Here is a 20,424-nt window from a genome sequence, read left to right as displayed (position 1 = left end):
AGTGACCAGACTCGTCGAGATACAGTAGATGCAACGAATCCCCCTGAAACGAAAAAGCGGACCGCATGCGGTCCGCTCCAATTCGGTAAGCCGAGTGAAACAATCGTTCAACGCACCGACGGATCAGCGCTCTCGACTATGCTAAATATATATCGGTTACGCGTCGGCTTTTCAAGAGGCGGCTCCGCATGGCTCACAATCGCAGACGTCCAGCATTTGCGGCCTCACGTCGTCTGTGATCCGCCTCCAGCAGTGATGAGCATCGAGCCTGACCTGATGACCGGATCGAAAAGAAGATAGCATCAGGTACTCGAGGGCTACAAAAAGTTCCGCATCAGCACGATCGTTGTTTGTCGGAGGCAGGTCCATCGAGGCGTCCCAATCCCGCTCTTGATGGATGGCTTCCTGGTCCGGCCCCGGATCTCCGTCGATCAACCCGCTGACGGGGTCCGCTAGCAAGCTGCGGCCGCTTCGGCTTTGCCTTCGCGGTGATCGCGACCGGTTCCGGACACTGACGGGAGCCATCGAGCGGGAATGGCCCGCTCCAAAGATGGAGCCTCAGATGAACACCGATCTTTCTCTTGCGCAGAACCACGCCTTCCAGCTTTCCCGCACCCTCATGGTTCCGGTCACACTGTTCAGGTCCGGCGACGAGTTCGGCGTTCTGCCGAGCGACGAACTCGACGATGAAGACGATCTGGAGATCGTGCATGAATTCCATCCCTGGCCGGCTCATTGAGCCGGCATTCTCCGCTCCTTGATGCCGCTTGCGCGCGGCAGGCGGCAAGGGAAGCTGCGCCGCTGCTGGCAGGTCATCCGGAGCGGAATGCAAATCTGCAGATTGCCAGCCGCGCCCTTGCCCCCTTTGCTCTTCGCGGCCGCCGGAAACGGTCCCGCAAATTGCGGGAGACATGAATCTGGAGAGAAGGGCGGCGCCAAGCACCGAGAAAAATAATGGAAAAACAGAAACTGGAGGAACTTCGGGACCGCGTCCCGTGCGCGGCAGTGCTGGAACAGGCCGGTTTTGCCATCGACGTCAAGGAAAGCACCGTCAAAGCGTTGAAGTACAGACGCGATGCGGAAATCGTCATCGTCATCCATGGCGGGCGGGGATGGTTCGATCCGCTGTCCGACGCAAAAGGCGATGTCTTCGGTCTGGCGGAGCATTTGGACGGCGTGACCTTCGTTGAGGCGCTCGACCGGGTGGCCGCTCTTGTCGGCATCGTCGCCAGGGATCCTGTCTGGTCTCGCCCGGCGGAGAAATCCGGTGATCGCACTTCGGTCACCGAACGCTGGGCAGAACGACGTCGCCCTTGGCAAGGGTCGATGACATGGCGTTATCTGCGCAGCGAGCGCTGCCTCCCGGTAACGATCATCCGGGACGCCATCCGCAGCGATGTTCTCCGGGAAGGCCCCTACGGCAGCATGTGGGCCGCACATGTCGATGACGATGGTGCTGTCACCGGCTGGGAGGAGCGAGGCTCGGACTGGCGCGGATTTTCGACAGGGGGTTCGAAAGTGCTGTTCCGGCTCGGTGCCAAAGACGCCCTGCGTCTTTGCGTCACCGAGGCGGCGATCGACGCTATGAGCCTTGCGGCATTCGAGGGGCTGCGTGAGGGCAGCCTCTACCTCAGTACCGGCGGTGGATGGTCGCCGATGACGGACGCCGCGGTCCGCAGGCTGGCCGCGCGTCGCGACGCTGTTCTGGTCGCGGCGACGGACGCCAATAGCCAGGGCGAGATCTTTGCCGACCGGCTTCGTGACATTGCCGACGAAGCGGGCTGTGACTGGCTGAGACTGACACCGCCGGCCGAGGACTGGAATGACGCGCTGAAAGCGCGGGAAGAAGAAAAGAAGGAAGGGAGAGCGAGGGCGGGGAGGAGAGGCTTGCCGCATGCCCGTCGGACGCGTCAAGGGTGAAGCTTCGCCCGCTTGACAGCGACCCTTGACCCGTCCGGACGGAGAGGCGGCGTGAGGGGAGGGGTCATGAAGGACTGAAGAGGATGGTGAGGCAGGGCAGCGCCGCGCTTCGGTTCGGACAGGGCCAAAGGAGCCGCCAATGAACACCCCTTCCGCAATCCGTAAAGTCTACCAGGGCATCACTGAGCGCCATCAGATGTTCCGAATGTTCGATCGGCACGCACAGCGTCCAAACCGTTTCGAGGGTGATGTGAGCTCGCTTTATGCCGGCGAGTGGTTTGAAATCACCGAGCGTGAACATGACTACATGTTCGAGATCCTGCCGCCGCTGTGGATCCGAGGCTCGATGTTCGCAATGCGCGAATTCCTGACCGGGTCCGTCACATCGGTGTTCTTCGCGTTGCGGATCGACAGGACCATCCGTTTCTTCCATGGCTATTGCGATCTTTCCGAGGCTGGGTCGGTGGAAGCCATGCGGCTGGCTATCATCGAACGAGAAACGCGCCCCGTGAGGGGGATGACGCGGGACGAGCGGATTGAGCACATCTGGAGCGCCACGGCGGACGCCTACCGTGGCTACTCCGACGAAGCCGCCGCGGACCATCCTCAGAGCCACCGCGCCATCACTCTCTTCAGCGCCTCCGGATCATCAAGATTGAAGCTTCTCGACGACCTGACCGACGACGAGATCGCCAGCAAGCTGCCGGTGCAGCTGCGTCATCTTCCGGACGCCTTGGCAGCGTGAGGCAGGCCGAGTCATGCTCTCCTTTCCGATCGACTCCGTGCAGGCAGTGATTGCCCGCGGACGCGCCGACGCGGAAGCCAATGGCGGCTTTCACAATCCGCACTACGGTCTCCATCCCGGTCGCGACGAGCAGCCGGGCGTCTGGCTGGTCGGTGATCACGGCGTGTACCTGTGCTCGAATGGCAAACTGCCGGACGGCGCAAAGCCCTTCATCGCTTATGCCCTCGAATGCGATCCTCGCACGAACGACGACTGGTTCGAGGTGAAGCGCAAGACATTCGGCGGCGATGACGGGGTCGAATTCATCGACGCCGACCAGCTGGAGGCGATGATCGCCGCCGCTCCAAATGCCAGGTATCTCGGCATCACCTTCGACGCCGACTCGATGGAGCTCTTTGTCATCGAGTGGTCGTAACGTCCCGGCTCGCAGCGGGATTTTTAACATCAATCAGCGTCCGTTCGCCGCCGAATTCCACTGGCGGAACGATGACGCGCGCTTTCACATGGAGATTTTATCATGAGCAACGATCCTTTCACGCTCGACATGTTCGGCAACACCGCATTGTCGTCCGGCCTCGGGCTCGGCGTCACCGCCTGCGGCAGCTTCTTGCCTGACGCCGCCAATGACGACGATCCGGATCCCATGCCGCCGGCCCCAGCGCCTGCTCTGCCAATTACAGCTGCACCTGCCCGGCGCGCCGGCCTTCGGGCAAACTTCTACCTTGAGGGCGACCGCGGTTTACCTTCGTCCTGGAAGGATCGTGCCCGTGCCAATGTTGCGGCGATCCTCGTTGCCAATAAGATCTCGAAGCAGGACCGGCCGGCCACGCCCAAGGAGCAGGCGCAACTGATCCGTTTCACCGGCTTTGGCGCCGGCGAACTGGCCAACGGGATGTTCCGCCGTCCGGGCGAGGTGGATTTCCGGCAGGGCTGGGACGATCTCGGCTCATCGCTTGAGACCGCGGTCTCCGAAGCCGACTATGCGTCGCTCGCCCGCTGCACACAGTACGCGCATTTCACGCCGGAGTTCATCATCCGGGCGATCTGGGCGGGCATCCAGAGGCTTGGCTGGCGTGGTGGTCGTGTGCTGGAACCGGGTATCGGCACGGGCCTGTTCCCCGCTCTGATGCCGGAAGCCTATCGCGACGCGGCTTATGTGACCGGGATCGAGCTTGATCCGGTTACTGCCCGTATCGCCAGCCTGCTGCAGCCTAGAGCGCGGATCATCAATGGTGACTTCGCCCGCACAGACTTGGCGCCAATCTACGATCTCGCCATCGGCAACCCACCCTTTTCCGATCGCACCGTCCGCTCGGACCGCGCCTATCGGCCGCTCGGCCTGCGCCTGCACGACTATTTCATTGCCCGCTCCATCGACCTCTTGAAGCCCGGTGCGCTCGCCGCCTTCGTCACCTCACATGGCACGATGGACAAGGCCAATGGGACGGCGCGGGAGCATATCGCCAGATCCGCCGATCTGATCGCCGCCATCCGTTTGCCCGAGGGCAGCTTGCGTCGTGACGCCGGCACGGATGTCGTCGTCGACATCCTCTTCTTCCGCAAGCGCAAGGTTGGCGAACCAGAGGGTGAAGTCTCCTGGCTCGATCTGGAGGAGGTCCGGCCCGCATCAGCCGACGAGGGTGCGATCCGCGTCAACCGCTGGTTTGCCCGCAACCCGGAATTCGTTCTTGGTCAGCACGCCCTGACCTCAGGGCCATATGGCGAGAGTTATACCTGTCGTCCCCACGTCGGTGAACATCTCGAAACTGCCTTGAAAGCGCTAGTCTCCCTTCTTCCAGAGGGCCTGTATGACGGCGAGCCGACACCCATCGATATCGACCTGGAGGACGAACTCGGGGAGATCGTCGATCTGCAGCCGAGGGACAGTGCTATCCGCGAAGACAGCTTCTTCCTCGATCGGTCGAAGGGGCTAATGCAGATGCTCGATGGCTCGGCCTTGCCGATCACCATGCGTAAGGGCCGCACGGGTGACGGGATGTCTGAGAAGCATATCCGGATCATCTCGAAGCTGATCCCGATCCGCGATGCCGTGCGCGAGGTGCTGAAGGCGCAGGAACAGGACCGGCCATGGCGCGATCTTCAGGTCCGGCTTCGCATCGCCTGGTCGAGTTTCGTACGCGACTTCGGACCGATCAACCACACGACCGTCTCCATCCAGGAGGATGCCGAGACCGGCGAGGTGAAGGAGACCCATCGCCAGCCGAACCTCGCGCCCTTCCGCGACGACCCCGATTGCTGGCTGGTGGCGTCGATCGAAGACTATGACCTGGAGACCGACACGGCGAAGCCGGGTCCGATCTTCGCTACCCGTGTGATCGCTCCGCCGATGTCGCCTGTCATCACCAGTGCGGCTGATGCGCTGGCGGTCGTACTCAACGAACGCGGCCATGTCGATCTCGATCATATCGCCGAACTGCTGCATCTCGACATTTCCACCGTTATTGCCGATCTCGGCGACGAGGTGTTTCGCGATCCGGCTGATGGGTCCTGGAAGACGGCTGATGCCTATCTCTCCGGATCGGTCCGCACCAAGCTGGCTAATGCGCAGGCAGCGGCAGACCTTGATCCGGTCTACGAGCGCAATGTCCGCGCGCTTCAGGATGTCCAGCCAACCGACCTGCGGCCATCGGATATCACAGCCCGTCTCGGCGCACCCTGGATCCCGGCTTCCGACGTCGTGGCCTTCGTGAAAGAAAAGATCGAGGCCGATATCCGCATCCACCATATGCCGGAACTCGGCTCCTGGACAGTTGAGGCCCGACAGCTTGGTTATTCGGCAGCCGGCACGTCCGAATGGGGCACCAGCCGCCGCCATGCCGGGGAATTGCTCGCAGATGCGCTCAACAGCCGGGTCCCGCAGATCTTCGACGTGTTCAAAGATGCCGGCGGCGAGCGTCGGGTTCTCAATGTCGTCGACACCGAGGCAGCCCGTGACAAGCTGCAGCGGATCAAGCAAGCCTTCCAGGACTGGGTGTGGACCGATCCCGACCGCACCGACCGGCTGGCCCGTGATTACAATAATCGCTTCAACAATATCGCGCCGCGCAAATTCGACGGCTCCCACCTCAAACTTCCCGGCGCCTCAGGCGCCTTTACTTTGTATGGGCACCAGAAGCGCGGCATCTGGCGGATCATTGCCGATGGCTCGACCTACCTTGCCCACGCCGTCGGCGCCGGCAAGACGATGACGATGGCCGCAGCGATCATGGAACAGCGCCGGCTCGGCCTGATCGCCAAGGCAATGCTGGTCGTACCCGGCCATTGCCTGGCGCAAGCGGCCCGTGAGTTTCTGGCGCTCTATCCGAACGCGCGGATCCTGGTCGCCGACGAGACCAATTTTACTAAGGACAAGCGCGCCCGGTTCCTGTCGCGCGCGGCGACCGCCACCTGGGACGCGATCATCATTACGCATTCGGCGTTTCGCTTCATCGCTGTGCCATTTTCCTTTGAGCAACGGATGATCCAGGATGAACTGGAGCTCTACGAGGATCTGCTGACCAAGGTCGAAAGCGAGGACCGCGTCTCGCGCAAGCGCCTCGAACGGCTGAAGGAGGGACTGGAAGAACGTTTGCTGGGTCTCGCGACCCGCAAGGACGATCTTCTGACCATTTCCGAGATCGGTGTCGACCAGATCGTCGTCGATGAGGCGCAGGAATTTCGCAAGCTATCCTTCGCCACCAACATGTCGACGCTCAAGGGCATCGATCCCAACGGCTCACAGCGGGCCTGGGATCTCTATGTGAAGTCCCGCTATATCGAGACGAAGAATCCCGGCCGGGCGCTGGTTCTTGCCTCCGGCACGCCAATCACCAATACGCTCGGCGAGATGTTCTCGATCCAGCGGCTCCTCGGCCATGCCGCACTCGCAGAGCGAGGACTGCATGAGTTCGACGCCTGGGCCTCCTGCTTCGGCGATACCACGACCGAACTCGAAGTCCAGCCATCCGGCAAATACAAGCCGGTCAGCCGCTTTGCCTCCTTCGTCAACGTGCCCGAACTGATCGCCATGTTCCGCTCGTTCGCCGATGTCGTGATGCCGGAGGATCTTAGGCAGTATGTGAAGGTCCCGAACGTCTCCACCGGGCGTCGGCAGATCCTGACGGCGAAGCCCACGGCTCTGTTCAAGACCTATCAGCAGATGCTCGATGCGCGGATCAAGGCGATCGAAAAGCGCGAGGGGCCAGCCAAGCCGGGTGACGACATCCTGCTTTCGGTCATCACCGATGGGCGCCATGCGGCGATCGACCTGCGCTTTGTCATGCCGGCGGCCGGGAATGAGGAAGACAACAAGCTCAATCTGCTCATCCGCAATGCCCACCGGATCTGGAAGGAAACGGGTGAAGCAATCTATCGCCGCCCGGATGGCAAGGACTTCGATCTGCCGGGTGCGGCACAGATGATCTTTTCCGATCTCGGCACGATCAATGTCGAGAAGACCCGCGGCTTCTCGGCCTATCGCTTCATCCGCGACGAGCTGGTCCGGCTTGGCGTGCCGGCATCGCAGATCGCCTTCATGCAGGATTACAAGAAGACCGAAGCCAAGCAGCGGCTGTTCGGCGATGTTCGCGCCGGCAAGGTGCGCTTCCTGATCGGTTCGTCGGAGACCATGGGCACCGGCGTCAACGCCCAGCTTCGGCTCAAAGCGCTCCACCATCTCGACGTGCCGTGGCTGCCGTCGCAGATCGAACAGCGCGAGGGACGGATCGTCCGTCAGGGCAACCAGCACGACGAGGTCGATATCTTCGCCTACGCCACGGAAGGCTCGCTGGACGCCTCAATGTGGCAGAACAACGAGCGCAAGGCGAGGTTCATTGCTGCCGCCCTATCCGGCGATACCTCGATCCGGCGATTGGAGGATATCGGTGAAGGCGCCGCCAACCAGTTCGCCATGGCCAAGGCCATTGCGTCGGGCGACGAGCGGCTGATGCAGAAGGCTGGGCTGGAAGCCGATATTGCTCGGCTCGAACGCTTGCGGGCCGCCCACGAAGACGATCAATATGCCGTCCGTCGGCAGATGCGCGATGCCGAGCGTGAGATGGAGGTCTCGACGAGGCGTATCGCCGAGATCGGTCAGGATATCGTGCGGCTTAAGTCGACAGGCGGCGATGCCTTTACGATGGTGGTTCTTGGACAAGATTATACCGAGCGCAAGGAGGCGGGCCGCGCGCTGATGAAGGAGATCCTCACACTTCTGCAATTGCAGCAAGAAGGCGAGGTCCACCTGGCGACGATTGGCGGCTTTGATCTCGTCTACGAGGGCGAACGTTTCGGCAGGGGCGATGGCTATCGCTACGAAACACTGCTTCAACGCACCGGCGCAGATTACGAGATCGATCTGGCGATCACAGTGACGCCGCTCGGCGCCATCTCGCGGCTGGAGCATGCTCTCAGCGGCTTCGATGAGGAACAGCACCAGTATCGTCGGCGGCTTGGAGACGCCGAGCGGCGACTGGTGTCCTACCGTTCCCGAGACGGAGGGGCTTTCGCCTTCGCAGACGACCTCAAGGAAAAGCGGCTGAAGCTGCGCGAAATCGAGGCCCAGCTGGCGGAGGATCTGGCCGACGAGACCAGCGCAGCGGCTGCATAGCTGTGTTGCACAATAAATGTTTTCCACCTGGTCAAAATTCAGGCATAACGCCTTCAGCTGATGCATATGACGGTCACCTCCCAGTTCCGTCGCAGCAGCTGTTCCCCTCTGGAGGTTGTAAATCTCCACACTTCATGGGCCGCGGTTTTCCGCAGGCCCATTTTTTTATTCATCGTTCGCCTCGTACGATGATTCCGAAGGACTTATGCCGGAGAGGCTATTGCGCGGGTCCCGCCTCTCGGCAGATCGAAGCGCAATTATAGCAAGGTACCGTTCGCGCATGGTCCTCATATCGATTTCTCCCCCGATCCATTCCTCGAGCAACGTTAGGAAGGCGAGATCGGTGTCGATCGGCACGCCACGCGTTGTTGCCCGATCGATCGCCCGCTGCGCGATGGCTCTCCGGGGCTCGGGTGTTGTGCTCATGTTGTTTCACCTTCTGATAAGCGGCGAGATCTATCAGGCGGCAAGTGGAATCACGACTTGAAATTGCCCTTCGTCAATAATATCTGAGCATCACTTCCCGATGAGACGATGTCCTGCTCGCTGCAATCGCCGCGGCGTTTGACATTGTCCCGGGATACAGAAGAAGGCGCTCCCCTTACGGGTCGAGCGCCTTTTTTGTCTCCGATGCGACCGCAAATGCGGTGCTGCACCTTGACCGTGCCACCTTTGCGAATGAGATCTGCACTAAAAACTTCGTGGGAACACATGCCATTTTTTCTCGTGACGCAGACATCGCTGGTCGAAGCTCAAGACGAGCAGGAGGCCGCTCAAACGGGCGTCGACCGCCTCCGCTCCGGAGGACAGATCACCGTCGCGGTGAAATCGGATGAGACGACAATCACGCACGTCGTTGTCGCCGCAGTGGTCGAACAGCCTCTGCCGGTCTCGCCATCCGAGGCCGCCGATCCACCGTCTGCTGCTGTTGCTACCGCCGAAGCCGGTCCTGCTGCACCGGAAAGCAGGAAGCTGATCTTGAAGCGTATGCTCGCAGATGGTCTCGCCCTTCTCGGGCGCCGAACCTAGTCACATCCTCAAGTTATGGCTGCCGCAGCAGTCTCGTCTTCGAGCGCCGGCTCGAATTGAGAAGTAAGGGTTTAGAAAAGAAAAGCAGGGAGCAAGAACCGGTCGCAGATCGGTCCTCCTGCCGGCGCTATCGCTCAACCGCCGCCTGCGTCATCCCGGCTGCTTGTCCTTCGCAGGGCTGTTAGCCCCGCTAGCCCTAGGCAGCAGGGACGCTCGGCCGCAGTTGCGGCAGTCCGGCCGCTCCGCGGTCCTGGAGGTGTCTTCGAAGAAAATGAAGACAGGAAGGGCTGGCAAGGCGCCAGTCCGGAACCCTCCAGACAAGGACAAATCCCATGCAGATCATGAAGGTTGACCCGCGCGCCCTCAAGGAAAACCCCGACAGGATGCGCCAGACGAAGTCGTCGCCGCAGGCCGATGCGTTAATGCTGGCGACGATCAAGGCCGTCGGCATCGTCCAGCCGCCGGTGGTCGCACCGCAAACAGATGGCGGAAACGGCTACATCATCGACGCGGGCCATCGCCGTGTTCGATTGGCCATCGCCGCTGGCCTGGACGAAATCGAGATCCTCGTCGCAGATGCCGCCAACGATAACGGCGCAATGCGTTCCATGGTCGAGAACTCGGTTCGCGAGCCGCTTACCCCGGTTGACCAGTGGCGCGGCATCGAACGTCTGGTCGCTCTGGGATGGACCGAGGAAGCGATCGCCGTCGCTCTTGCTCTTCCCGTCCGCCAGATCCGAGAGCTTCGACTGCTCGCTAACGTCCTGCCAGCGATGCTCGAACAGATGGCGCTGGGCGACATGCCGTCCGAGCAGCAACTGCGGATTATCGCCGCCGCCGCTCAGGTCGACCAGAAGGAGGTCTGGAAGGCGCACAAGCCGAAGAAGGGCGACACGGCTCCGTGGTGGCAGATCGCCAATGCCCTGACCAAAAAGCGCATGTATGCCAGGGACGCGAGCTTCGGCGACGATCTGGCTCAGGCCTACGGGATCGAGTGGGTCGAAGACCTCTTCGCACCCGCCGATCAGGATGGCCGCTACACGACGAATGTCGAGGGCTTTCTTGGCGCCCAGCATGAATGGATGACCAGCAACCTGCCGAAGCGCGGCGCAATCGTTGAGGTCAACAGCTGGGGCCAGCCGGAGCTGCCGAAGAAGGCCTCCCAGGTCTATGGCAAGCCGTCGAAGTCTGATCACACGGCGCTCTACCTGGATCGCGATGGCAAGGTGCAGACCGTGCATTATCGTATGCCCGAGGTGGCAAAGCCGAAGGGCGCTGCTGACGACGGATCCTCCGCGGGCAGCAATAGCAATGCGGTGGCCCCTCCGAAAATTCGGCCCGATGTGACCCAGAAGGGCCATGACATGATCGGCGATTTCCGCACCGACGCCCTGCATGATGCGCTCGGCCGCGCGCCGATCGAGGATGACATGCTGATGGCGCTGATGGTGCTGGCTTTCGCTGGGCAGAATGTCCGGGTCGACTCCGGTGCAGATGGGACGTTCTACGGTGGCAAGCGCTTCTCGCGCCATGCCGTCAGGCTGTTCGACGAGCATGGCAAGCTCGCCTTCGATCAGGATACGCTTCGGGTCGCCGTCCGCTCGGTGCTGATCGACGTTCTGTCGTGCCGCCGGGGCATGTCGAATAGCGGCATGGTGTCCCGTATTGCAGGCGAGGCAATCGGCGCCGACGAATACCTGCCGAACATGGGTTCGGAGGAGTTCCTCTTATGCCTGTCGCGCCAGGCGTTGGAAGCATCGTGCGGTGAGGCATCCGTGCAGCCACGGTCGAAGGTCCGAGAAACCCGTGCGGCGTTGGTCGAGCATTTCGCAAACGAGCATTTCGTCCATCCCGCCGGCCGCTTCGCGCCACCGGCCGACGAACTGCTCGACTGGATCCGCGCAGGTGCCGCCACTGATGTCATCGGCTCGGGCGGGCACGAGGATGATGACGGTCATGGTGAAGACCTCGGTGAGCAGCAGGAAGTCCACGCCGGCGAAAAACGGGATCACGACGATCCGCAGGACGTCGATGTCGGCTCCGAGGGCGAGCATGATCAGGATTTCGATCAGAGGGCGGCAGCATGACCGCCGCCCTCCAGTCGAACAGGGCAGCAGCCACCCCCGATCTCTCGGGGGTGGAGTTTGCCACCAGCGCGGACGGCTTGCCCGTCGCCCGCATCGATGACCTTGTCCTTGCCATGGTCACGGCGCCGAGCGGCTTTGCGTTCCTTGCGAGCGCAGTCTCGGTGCGCCGGCCGCTTTCCGAGCTGACCCGCGCTGACTTCATCGGACATGATGGCCGGGTGGCGGATGAGGCCGAATTCCGGGCGCGTGTTGCCGAGACTGCCGGACATAAGCGTGATCTGGCGAAGCTCAACCGCATACGAACCCGCATGTCGGCGAGCACGCCCTGGGGCGCATCGCAGATGGCGGTCATCTATGCGGATGGTGTCATCGCCCATAGCACGGCGGGACACGGTGGGTTTCATCTCTCTGCCGATCGCAGCGGCAAAGTCCATCCGCTGCTGCGGAAGGACACCCCATGGTACGAAGAGGATAGCGAATGGGCGATTGTGGCGCTCAGCTTTCCGGATCTGTTCACCCGCTATGAGCGGTCTATGGCCGAAAGGACCATCCGCAACACCTGGCCGGATGCCTGGGAGGCAATCCGCGGCTGCGAGCTGGCCGAGGGCGAAAGCTGGACAAAGGATCAACGGGCGTTCGATCAACGTCATGCGAAGGACTACATCGTCACATCGGCAATCTTCTCCGATCAGAACCCCGGCATGACAGAGGTCGTGGCGGTCGTCGGGGGGTGCCGAAAGTCCGACAACGATGAGCGTCGCTTCCTGTTGCCGAGCGACGAGTATGCACAGCGTAGCCGGTTCGGCTTCGTCATCGATACCGGTCGGCATGCCGAATATCATGGCCCCTCCTCCTTCGTCGGCTGGCGAGGCCGAGGGAGTGGGATATGATCGACGTCCTCGTTTCAAAACCTCTGGCGAAGGCGATCGGCCCCCGGCGCGAAACCCAGCGGCATCTTGACTGTCTGACACGGCAGATTGCGGCGCGCGCCGGACGGCAGGCGATTACGGCGAAGGTCCGAAGCCGGGCGCGACGTCGGTCCGGTCACCTCCTTTCTCAACAGGAGCTTGCCGACCGCCTGACTTTCGAACGGTGGCGCGAACTCGACGCGCTCACGTGCGGGCTGCGTCTTCAAGAGCAGATCATCGACGAATGCAAGCGTCGCGATGATGCGCCTGGTTTGCCCATCGCGGGATAGACGGACCGCAGGAATGGGCTGCGGGGTGGCTTTGCACCACGATGCGGCTCAGAGTCTGCAAGCGTCGCGGGCTTGGCCATATCGCCCTCCGATCGCGTGTACCTGATATCGGACCCGTGCCGGACTGCCCTTCTTGTTCGCTGCGGTCTGAACCGGCGGCCGGTCGTTTCAAGGCCGCTCTCGCGCCGCGTGGCGGCCGATCCAACTTCACTGCGCGAGGGCAGGCTCGCGGTCCCAAGCAGGTCAAAACCTGCTGGCCCGCAAACCTGTCCTGCTGGCTCAGCCGGATCGGACCTGTGAAGCCGCCCGTCCTTTGCCGGTTCCTGGTCGTCCGCATCGAAGGGCAGACCGGCACGGGCCGGAACCGCTTCGGCAGCCACGGAAGGAACAGATATGGCCAAGCCCGCAACCACCAACCGCTCCAACGCACGGGTCTCGCAGCTCCGCAAAGGCGCGACCCTAGAAATGGTCCGCCTCTCGTGCCCGGATGCCGCCCAAGCGCTCAAGATCGCCGAAAGCTTCGGCACCACCGTCGTCGACAGCGACGGCATCCGCAGCCTGCATGAGCGGCTGATCAATGAGACCGCCGACAGCCTCTCCGAAGGTTTGGGCGAGAGAGCCATTCAAATCCACCTGCAGCGTATCGTCGGGGCCTTCGTCGGATCGGCGCACGGCGCCGGTCAATTCTACTCCCGCGCCGTCACAGAGGCGCGCGACGCAACGGCGAAGGCGTCAAACGATGCCCGCGATGAGGATCTCGACGGTCCGGTCGGCTATGACAGCGCCGCCCAGCGCAAGCGGGAATTCGCGGCCGACATGGGCATCCAGTCCCATGCGCTGCGCATGGCAGCCGAGGGCGCGGTGGCAGCCTACGAACAGGTCGTCGGGGAGACCTGGAAACCCTTCGACCGGCCGGTCGAAAACCCGGGCGCATCGCTCGACCGCAAGGCGGCCGAAGTTCAGATGGCTGCATTCGGATGACACATTCGGCGGGGTCGCACCCCGCCTTCTCTTTCTGACCGAGGGCCGGCGCCTGCAGCGCCGGCTTTTCCTATGTCGAAAGAAGCCAGGGACGCCCGATCGCGGTCCGTCCCGTTCGGCGGTCCTGCAGGAGCCGGGTGCCCATGCAACGGCTTCGCCGTCCTCCACGCTGTTGCGGCCTTCGGTGCCTGGCCACGCCATTGGCCCCTTACTTCGGACCTCCGTGACGGACCGCGATCGGCGCGGTCCCGGAAAAGGAGAGAGAAGTCATGGCAAAGAAATCAGAATTGGATCGTGCGGACATCTATACGCGGATCACCGATCGGATCGTTGAGGATCTCGAACAAGGGGTGCGACCCTGGATGAAACCGTGGGGCGCCGCCAACACTTGCGGCCGGATCACCCGGCCGCTGCGCCACAACGGTCTGCCTTATTCAGGCATGAACTTGCTTCTCCTATGGTCCGAACAGATGTCGCGTGGTTTCGCCTCATCGATGTGGATGACGTTCAAGCAGGCGCTTGAATCGGGAGGAGCTGTGCGCAAGGGAGAAACCGGCTCGACCGTCGTCTTCGCCAGCCGTTTCACCAAGTCGGAAGCGGACGGCAACGGCAACGAGATCGATCGGGAGATCCCATTCCTGAAGGCCTATTCAGTGTTCAATGTCGAGCAGATCGACGGTTTGCCCGAAAGCTATTACGCGCCGCCGGCCGAGGTCCTTGATCCCATCGAGCGGATCGAGAGCGCCGATCGCTTCTTTCTGCATACCGGCGCAGTCATTCGGCACGGCGGCAATCAGGCCTACTATTCTCCGGTCATGGACTACATTCAGATGCCCCCCTTTGAGGCGTTTCGCGATGCTGCCGGATACGCGGCTGTCCTCAGCCATGAGGCGACCCACTGGACGGCGGCGGAGCATCGCGTGGGACGCGACCTGTCGCGTTATGCCAAGGACCGGACCGAGCGGGCCCGGGAAGAACTTATTGCCGAACTCGGCAGTTGCTTCCTCTGCGCCGACCTTGGCATCGCGCCGGAGCTCGAACCACGAGCGGATCACGCTTCCTATCTGCAGTCGTGGCTATCGGTGCTGGCCAACGACAAGCGGGCGATCTTTCAGGCGGCGGCACATGCACAACGCGCGGTGAGCTTCCTGCATTCGCTGCAGCCGGAAACGGATGTGAAGGCTGCGGCCTGAATTCAAGCGCGGTCGTCACCACCGGTGGCGGCCGCGTGGTCCGTATCCATTTGGTCTTGGAGACCTTGTGCAATGTCAGCATCCAGCCTTCCCCAGATCGACGGTTTTGCAGTGTCGGGTTTGGGTTTGCGGGACGGTTTGCGTTCGACGATGAACGGCTTGGTCTGCTGACGCATTGATCCTCCAGGCAGCGATTCGAGAACGCACGATATTGCACCGGGCGCAGTCAGCAAGCAGGCTGGTGTCGGCAGAAACGCTTTTCCACTGATGAAGCAGACGATGAGAGCGGTCCCGGCGTGCGTGGCGCGGGATGCCATTCGTACCCAAGGCAAATGCAGCGGAATGCCGTTGCCATATCCCTTCCCGTCAGAGTTTCCGGCAACCCATCTGCGGGCTCGATGAGGCATGTCTGACCGGAGACCGGCTGCGCCTCGATCGTCTTCCCGCAACGGCATTCTCAGATTTCTTACCCCGGATCCCTAAGGGGCTCCTCCTCGCCAACTAACAAATCTGCGACTTGCCGCCCTTCATTTCATTGCGGCCTTATCAGGTGCGGTCCGATCGTCTCCGGTCTTGTCGACTGCCATCGAGGCCGCGATGGGCGCGGCACGAACACGAGAAAAGGAATACGACAATGGCAACCATCGGCACCTTCACCTCCACCGAAAACGGCTTCACCGGTTCCATTCGGACACTCGCCCTCAACGTCAAGGCCCGCATCGCCCGGGTCGACAACCCCTCCGACAAGGGCCCGCAGTTCCGCGTCTACGCCGGCAGCGTCGAGCTGGGCGCGGCCTGGCAGAAGACCTCCAGTGAAGGCCGCGACTACCTCTCGGTCAAGCTCGACGATCCGAGCTTCCCCGCCCCGATCTACGCCACACTCGCCGAGGTCGAAGGCGAGGATGGCCTCCAGCTCATCTGGTCTCGCCCGAACCGGGACTGATCGGCATTACGAGGCTCCGCCACCTGCGGAGCCCTCTCCTCTGACCGAAATATCAAAGCCGGACCCGGCATCGAGCCAGGTCCGGCTTTTTTGTGCCATACGGAGAGGAGGAAAACCTGCTCAGTATCCGGTGATGATGCCGACGGGACTGCCGTCGTCAAGGATGAGCGGTACCCCCAATTTCGAATTGGCTGCGAAGCCGCCAACACGAAATCGGCTCCCCCACTCCCCGGCGCTGCCGGTCGCTTCTGCGATCCCTGACATCGTCATTCCCTGTCCGGCGCCGCTGATCGTCTTTCACATAGGAGATCAGACGATGACCTACGAACTTGAACGCCAGATTGAAGAACTTCGTGCCGAACTGCGGAACGCTGTCGATCCTTGGGAGCGCCGCCAGATCGCAGCCGAGTTGGTTCTCGCGCAGGCGGAACTGACGCTGGCGATTGCCGAAATGGACGGCCACGCCGATGCGGAGCCACCATTCTGAGGGGGAGGCCTCAAGTCGCGTCGTGTGCGTAGTGAGGTACCTGAAGATCTCCTGTCGATCCGATTTTATTGACATCAGGGATGGTGCGTTCCGGGCGTCTGGCTGCAACCCTGATGACGCAAGAATTTTCCCCGCTTCTCGCTCCTCGCGCAGCAAATTTCAGTCACTATCAGGTCCTTCGCTCCGCTTCGGCCCTGCGGGTGCAGCCCTCCTTCCTTGTCCGCTCTTCATCCCCGCAATGAACCGCAATCGACAGGAGATCTGTGATGCACCAGCTCGCAAAATTCCTCAGCGCCACCGGCCGCCGTCTTCGCACCCTTGGCAAGGTGGTCAGTCACCTCTTCCGCAAGGGCAAGCTCGGTCTGAAGATCGCGATCAAGATTCCCTTCTTCGCGGACGTTGAGCTCAACATCGAAACCGAATGGGAACGGCGCCAGTGAGTGCCGTTGGCTCGGCCCTCACCGGCCGAGCCGTCCTAGCACCATGGTTCACGACGACCTGTCCAGGTGCGCGCCAATCCTTCGGAGACAAGAATATCGCCGAGGCTATGGCCATGGCGAACAAGAACCCGGATGGTGCGACCGTAGCGATCCTTGTCACGACCCGGCCACGCCTGCAATTCGAATGGTCCCTGGTTCACAAGTTCGATCAGCCGCTGGGTCGCGCGGTTACCGAGAACAAGTTCCGAGGCGCATTTGGGCTCACTGATCTCGGGCGCGTCGATGTCTGCAACCCGGACTTTCGTGCCATCGATCCACAGCGTATCTCCATCGACGACGCAGCTAATCCGATCGCCGTCTGTGCATTTTCCAAACTTTACCGAAGTCATATACGGTGCGGCCAGCGTCACCGTTGGGGCACTGACCTCCATGACAGCGGCGCTTGTGAGGCCAGAGATCAGCACGAGGATCGCGAGATTGCGTTACCTTCTCTTTTTCCGGAGGGAAAGCCGGAGATCATGCGGATATGCCAATTGTCAAATGCTCCTGTTCATGATCGTCGATGTGTGGACTTGAGCCGGGCCCCGCAAGAGATCGCAGGCCGTCAGTGACGGGCTGCTGAAGGTGTGACACGATATCCGCGGTTTCGCTTCTGTCGGAGAAAATCGAGGAAGGCAGCGACGGCGTCTCGCTCTCTGGCAAAATGCTGGACCTTCATCTGGCCATGCGCTCCGATCCGGCCCCAGCGACGCGTCAGGCAGACCTCACCGAACAGATTCGACTCGATGGTCATAGCATAAAAGCGGGCTATGTTCCGGGCTTCGTCCGTGCGTTCGACATAGAGCTGATAGGGCTGAATGAGCATGGCAGCATGATCGCTCGGGCGCCAAAGTTCGTCCAACGAGAGATATGAATCGATGACGTCTGACCGATTCATTTTCGTGAAGTTCCGCTGAACGATGGGCGGTCCACCTGCGGCGTACAGCTCTATTCGCCGAGGCGAACGGAGCCCTAGGTCTCCGCCCCATTTGGGTGACGATCTTCCCGCAAACACCAGACCAGACGTCTTCTGTGCAAATGGGCGTCGATCAATATCCGAGGTAGCCGAGGACATCTCCGCCATAGAACTCTCCGCAGTCGTCGGGAAGGCCAATCACGTCTCCACTTTCTTTATCGATCAACGCGCCGTCGCAGTCGCGAAGCACCGCATCGACGCCGTGCTTTCGGCATTCTTCAACCGCTTCAGCTGCCGTCACCTGCGCTTCGCATGCTTCCCAATATCGCATCATTGTGCACTCGATCTATCGCACGACCGGTTCATGCGTGCTGGAAGCGTTCTTGTAAAACCGGTTCTCGCCGACACAGGCCCTCATGTCCTCGCGGCGGAACCACACGGCGCGCCCGCATCGCAGGGGTGCATTGCCCGAGGTGAAGACGATCTGTTCGTCACTGCGCATGCGCAGAACCTCATGCGGAAGGATCAACGGCCGGCGGTTGAGTTGCTTCGACCGCGATCTCGACGATCCCTTCATTCCGGAAGATCGGTTGGTTTGGTCGACCTCGACCGTGGTGTCGCCACATCGCTTCGAGATGTAGTCGGCGGTATCGGGATCGTTGATTGCCGAGAAAGAAATCCAGGATGCGGACTCGAACCATTTGCTCGTCGCATCACGCCCGCCATAGGCCTCGCGCATCTGCCCGAGCGACTGGAAGATCATGGTCAGCGTGATACCGTATTTGCGGCCGGCGTCTCGGGCGGTCTCGAGAATGCGCAGATAGCCGAGGCGTGCCACCTCGTCGAGCAGGAAGAGTGTTCGATCCCTCACATTGCCATTGCGGTTATAGATGGCGTTGAGCAGCGCGCCGATAACGACGCGCGCGAGGCCCGGATGGGCTTCCAGCACTTTCAGATCGAGCGCGATGAAAATGTCAGTCTCGCCTTTGGCGAGATCGTCCGTCGAGAAACTGTCGCCGGACACAAGACCGGCATAGTTGGGATAGGACAGCCAATGCGTTTCCTTCACGGCATTGGCATAGACGCCCGAAAACGTCTCCGGCGTCATGTTGACGAAGACGGCGACGTTTTCCTTCACGAAGTCGGAGTCCGACTGCTCGTAGATCTTCGTCAGGCGTGCCCGAAGCTGCGGCTCGGGCTCGGACAGATTGGCCCGGACGCGGCGCAAGGTCTGATCCTTCTCCTGCGTGTGACCGGAAAGGCAGACATCGGCGATCAGCGCCGTCAGAAGCTGCATCGCTGAGGCCCTGAAGAAGTCGTCGCGGGCGGATGCGGTGCGCGCATTGTCGGTCATGATCCATGTGGCGACGGCGACGATGTCCTCCTCCTTGGTATTGCCGTGACGGCCAATCCAGTCCAGCGCATTGAACCCGACACCAGATGCTGTGGGATCGAGTACGATTACCTTTCGACCCGCCTGGCGCCGGTGCTCGCTCACCATGGGAGCGACTTCGCTCGACGGATCCAGCACAACCAGACCGCCTCCCCATTTAAGCGCGCTCGGGATCGTCACCGATGTCGTCTTGAAACCACCGGAACCGGCGAAGACGATGCCATGCGACGAGCCGAAGGAACCGTCGAAACACAGCAGCGGTGACCGGCCGCCGGCGCCCCAGCTTTGTTTGTCATCAGCCCGAAACGGCAGAGCGGCGACACTGTCGCGATCAACACGGTATCGCTCGCCGATGACGATGCCGCCGTCCTCCGGAAACAGCTTTGCAGCCTCCTGCATCCTCATCCAGTCGGCCTCGCCATGGACAGCGCGCCTGCCGCCGATTCGCTTTGGCGATGTGGTCGCGAACGCGGCATTGCCCCTGATGGCAACGCGAAGCGCGAACACGCCGCTGATGAAAGCAGCAAGCGCGCCGAGCATCGTCGCCGGATCGATATAGGAAAGAACGGATTGTCCCGCCGAGACGTTCGCGGCAAAGCCGGTTAGGCGGATGGTCTCGCGGGCGATGGCGATGATCACGGCGACGGCGTTTCCCGTGACAACGCTGAGGCCGGCCGCTTTGATATTGGCCGACCCGTTCGCGGCAAACAGCGCAATGACGCCGATGGCGGCAACGACGACATATGGCAGGGCCAGCCCCGCTCGTCCGAGCATCAGCTTTGTCTGCGGGTTGGTGCCGAGCGTCGCCAGCCGGTGTTCCATGCCTGACGTCAGGGCCATCGCCGTGAACATGATCGCGGCGGGCAGAATTGCCAGAAGGAGCCTATTCGCCGTCATTGCCAAAGGCCTCCGCGCCGATTGCCGCCAGCCGGGCTTTCTCTGTCTCGTCGCCCCTGATCCGCCTGTTGGCGTCGATCAGCAGACCGAGCAGCAGAGAACGCTTCTCGTAGCGCAGCCCCGCCTTGACGATCAGGCCCCCGAGCTCGATCTTTTCGCGCGTGTCCTTTTTGCGCGCCTCCGACGTCATCGCTTTGGCCATCCGCTCAAGCCTCACCAGGCCCGCCCGCATCCGTGCCAGGCGACTGCGTCGCGGACGGCTCGCTGACGCTTCTGCCCTCACCAGCAGTTTTTCTCCCGGTCGCAGCACCTTTGCCTCCGCGAAACCGCTTGGCGATCTCCTCGAAAGCGGCCTGAAGCTCGGCTTCGTCGATCTGGATCTCGCCGAGACCGGCCTTCAACGCGATGCGGCCGATGCGTTCGGCCTCTCGGGTCTCGGCCTGCCTCAACTGGTCCTGCAATCTGGCGATTTCTTCCCTGATCTTCGATGATGGCTTCTTCATTCCGGTTGCTCCTCTGAGCTCTGGGCGTTGCACTTGCGACGCCCA

At 61.8% G+C, this 20,424-nt stretch carries 21 protein-coding genes; 14 read left to right on the top strand and 7 right to left on the bottom strand.

Going from position 1 to position 20,424, the window contains the following annotated elements:
* Positions 1-562: 562 nt before the first annotated feature.
* The 11 genes from FJQ55_RS23505 to FJQ55_RS21760 all read left to right on the top strand — a co-directional run bounded on the left by FJQ55_RS23505 (position 563) and on the right by FJQ55_RS21760 (position 14,761).
* Positions 563-739: a hypothetical protein gene (locus tag FJQ55_RS23505; protein ID WP_025419229.1), complete on the top strand. Its 177-nt coding sequence runs from the start codon at positions 563-565 to the stop codon at positions 737-739.
* Between the two features lie 215 nt (positions 740-954).
* Entirely contained in the window at positions 955-1,920 is a 966-nt protein-coding gene (locus tag FJQ55_RS21810) for a DUF3991 and TOPRIM domain-containing protein (RefSeq protein WP_140831977.1), read from the top strand.
* 139 nt (positions 1,921-2,059) lie between these two features.
* Positions 2,060-2,665 (top strand): DUF1419 domain-containing protein, encoded by a 606-nt coding sequence (locus FJQ55_RS21805; RefSeq protein WP_140831975.1) that lies wholly within the window; start codon positions 2,060-2,062, stop codon positions 2,663-2,665.
* A 13-nt stretch (positions 2,666-2,678) separates the two neighbouring features.
* Positions 2,679-3,080: a DUF3085 domain-containing protein gene (locus tag FJQ55_RS21800; protein ID WP_140831973.1), complete on the top strand. Its 402-nt coding sequence runs from the start codon at positions 2,679-2,681 to the stop codon at positions 3,078-3,080.
* Between the two features lie 102 nt (positions 3,081-3,182).
* Complete coding sequence (locus tag FJQ55_RS21795; RefSeq protein ID WP_140831971.1) at positions 3,183-8,273, top strand: DEAD/DEAH box helicase family protein; 5,091 nt, start codon at positions 3,183-3,185, stop codon at positions 8,271-8,273.
* A 711-nt stretch (positions 8,274-8,984) separates the two neighbouring features.
* Positions 8,985-9,302, top strand: coding sequence for a hypothetical protein (locus FJQ55_RS21785; RefSeq protein ID WP_140831967.1), 318 nt, complete (start codon positions 8,985-8,987; stop codon positions 9,300-9,302).
* A 332-nt stretch (positions 9,303-9,634) separates the two neighbouring features.
* Positions 9,635-11,389: a ParB N-terminal domain-containing protein gene (locus tag FJQ55_RS21780; protein ID WP_140831965.1), complete on the top strand. Its 1,755-nt coding sequence runs from the start codon at positions 9,635-9,637 to the stop codon at positions 11,387-11,389.
* Complete coding sequence (locus FJQ55_RS21775; RefSeq protein ID WP_140831964.1) at positions 11,386-12,279, top strand: DUF7007 domain-containing protein; 894 nt, start codon at positions 11,386-11,388, stop codon at positions 12,277-12,279. The genes FJQ55_RS21780 and FJQ55_RS21775 overlap by 4 nt, the downstream gene beginning before the upstream one ends.
* Positions 12,276-12,587 (top strand): hypothetical protein, encoded by a 312-nt coding sequence (locus FJQ55_RS21770; RefSeq protein ID WP_140831962.1) that lies wholly within the window; start codon positions 12,276-12,278, stop codon positions 12,585-12,587. Before FJQ55_RS21775 ends, FJQ55_RS21770 begins: the two co-directional genes overlap by 4 nt.
* 393 nt (positions 12,588-12,980) lie before the next feature.
* Positions 12,981-13,568 (top strand): hypothetical protein, encoded by a 588-nt coding sequence (locus FJQ55_RS21765; protein ID WP_140831960.1) that lies wholly within the window; start codon positions 12,981-12,983, stop codon positions 13,566-13,568.
* 269 nt (positions 13,569-13,837) lie between these two features.
* Positions 13,838-14,761 carry an ArdC family protein gene (locus FJQ55_RS21760; RefSeq protein ID WP_140831958.1) on the top strand — a complete coding sequence of 308 codons (924 nt, stop codon included), beginning with the start codon at positions 13,838-13,840 and terminating at the stop codon, positions 14,759-14,761.
* 2 nt (positions 14,762-14,763) lie between these two features.
* Here the strand turns inward: FJQ55_RS21760 and FJQ55_RS23500 are convergent, their stop codons facing one another.
* Entirely contained in the window at positions 14,764-14,937 is a 174-nt protein-coding gene (locus FJQ55_RS23500) for a hypothetical protein (protein WP_167507781.1), read from the bottom strand.
* A gap of 458 nt (positions 14,938-15,395) precedes the next feature.
* Between FJQ55_RS23500 and FJQ55_RS21750 the strand changes: the two genes are divergently transcribed.
* From FJQ55_RS21750 to FJQ55_RS23490, 3 genes are all read left to right on the top strand, one after another.
* Positions 15,396-15,704 carry a DUF736 domain-containing protein gene (locus FJQ55_RS21750; RefSeq protein WP_140831955.1) on the top strand — a complete coding sequence of 103 codons (309 nt, stop codon included), beginning with the start codon at positions 15,396-15,398 and terminating at the stop codon, positions 15,702-15,704.
* Between the two features lie 316 nt (positions 15,705-16,020).
* Positions 16,021-16,191: a hypothetical protein gene (locus FJQ55_RS23495; protein ID WP_167507780.1), complete on the top strand. Its 171-nt coding sequence runs from the start codon at positions 16,021-16,023 to the stop codon at positions 16,189-16,191.
* A gap of 266 nt (positions 16,192-16,457) precedes the next feature.
* Positions 16,458-16,631 (top strand): hypothetical protein, encoded by a 174-nt coding sequence (locus FJQ55_RS23490; protein WP_167507779.1) that lies wholly within the window; start codon positions 16,458-16,460, stop codon positions 16,629-16,631.
* Positions 16,632-16,666: 35 nt separating this feature from the next.
* Here the strand turns inward: FJQ55_RS23490 and FJQ55_RS21745 are convergent, their stop codons facing one another.
* The 6 genes from FJQ55_RS21745 to traC all read right to left on the bottom strand — a co-directional run bounded on the left by FJQ55_RS21745 (position 16,667) and on the right by traC (position 20,379).
* Complete coding sequence (locus FJQ55_RS21745; protein ID WP_246085240.1) at positions 16,667-17,020, bottom strand: thermonuclease family protein; 354 nt, start codon at positions 17,018-17,020, stop codon at positions 16,667-16,669.
* Between the two features lie 215 nt (positions 17,021-17,235).
* Positions 17,236-17,496: a WGR domain-containing protein gene (locus tag FJQ55_RS21740; RefSeq protein ID WP_342781733.1), complete on the bottom strand. Its 261-nt coding sequence runs from the start codon at positions 17,494-17,496 to the stop codon at positions 17,236-17,238.
* A 223-nt stretch (positions 17,497-17,719) separates the two neighbouring features.
* Positions 17,720-17,920, bottom strand: coding sequence for a hypothetical protein (locus tag FJQ55_RS21735; protein WP_246085238.1), 201 nt, complete (start codon positions 17,918-17,920; stop codon positions 17,720-17,722).
* Between the two features lie 12 nt (positions 17,921-17,932).
* Entirely contained in the window at positions 17,933-19,876 is a 1,944-nt protein-coding gene (gene traG / locus FJQ55_RS21730; protein WP_140831951.1) for a Ti-type conjugative transfer system protein TraG, read from the bottom strand.
* Positions 19,863-20,078 carry a type IV conjugative transfer system coupling protein TraD gene (traD, locus tag FJQ55_RS21725; RefSeq protein ID WP_167507778.1) on the bottom strand — a complete coding sequence of 72 codons (216 nt, stop codon included), beginning with the start codon at positions 20,076-20,078 and terminating at the stop codon, positions 19,863-19,865. The genes traG and traD overlap by 14 nt, the downstream gene beginning before the upstream one ends.
* Positions 20,079-20,082: 4 nt before the next feature.
* The gene (gene traC, locus FJQ55_RS21720; RefSeq protein WP_140831947.1) at positions 20,083-20,379 is read right to left on the bottom strand and encodes a conjugal transfer protein TraC; all 297 of its coding nucleotides are present in this window, start codon (positions 20,377-20,379) and stop codon (positions 20,083-20,085) included.
* Between the last annotated feature and the right edge of the window lie 45 nt (positions 20,380-20,424).

Origin of the sequence: Rhizobium glycinendophyticum (genome assembly GCF_006443685.1) — a bacterium.
In the GTDB taxonomy this organism is placed as follows: domain Bacteria; phylum Pseudomonadota; class Alphaproteobacteria; order Rhizobiales; family Rhizobiaceae; genus Allorhizobium; species Allorhizobium glycinendophyticum.
Note: the sequence above shows the minus strand (reverse complement) of the source record. Positions and strands in the feature narration are given on the sequence as shown.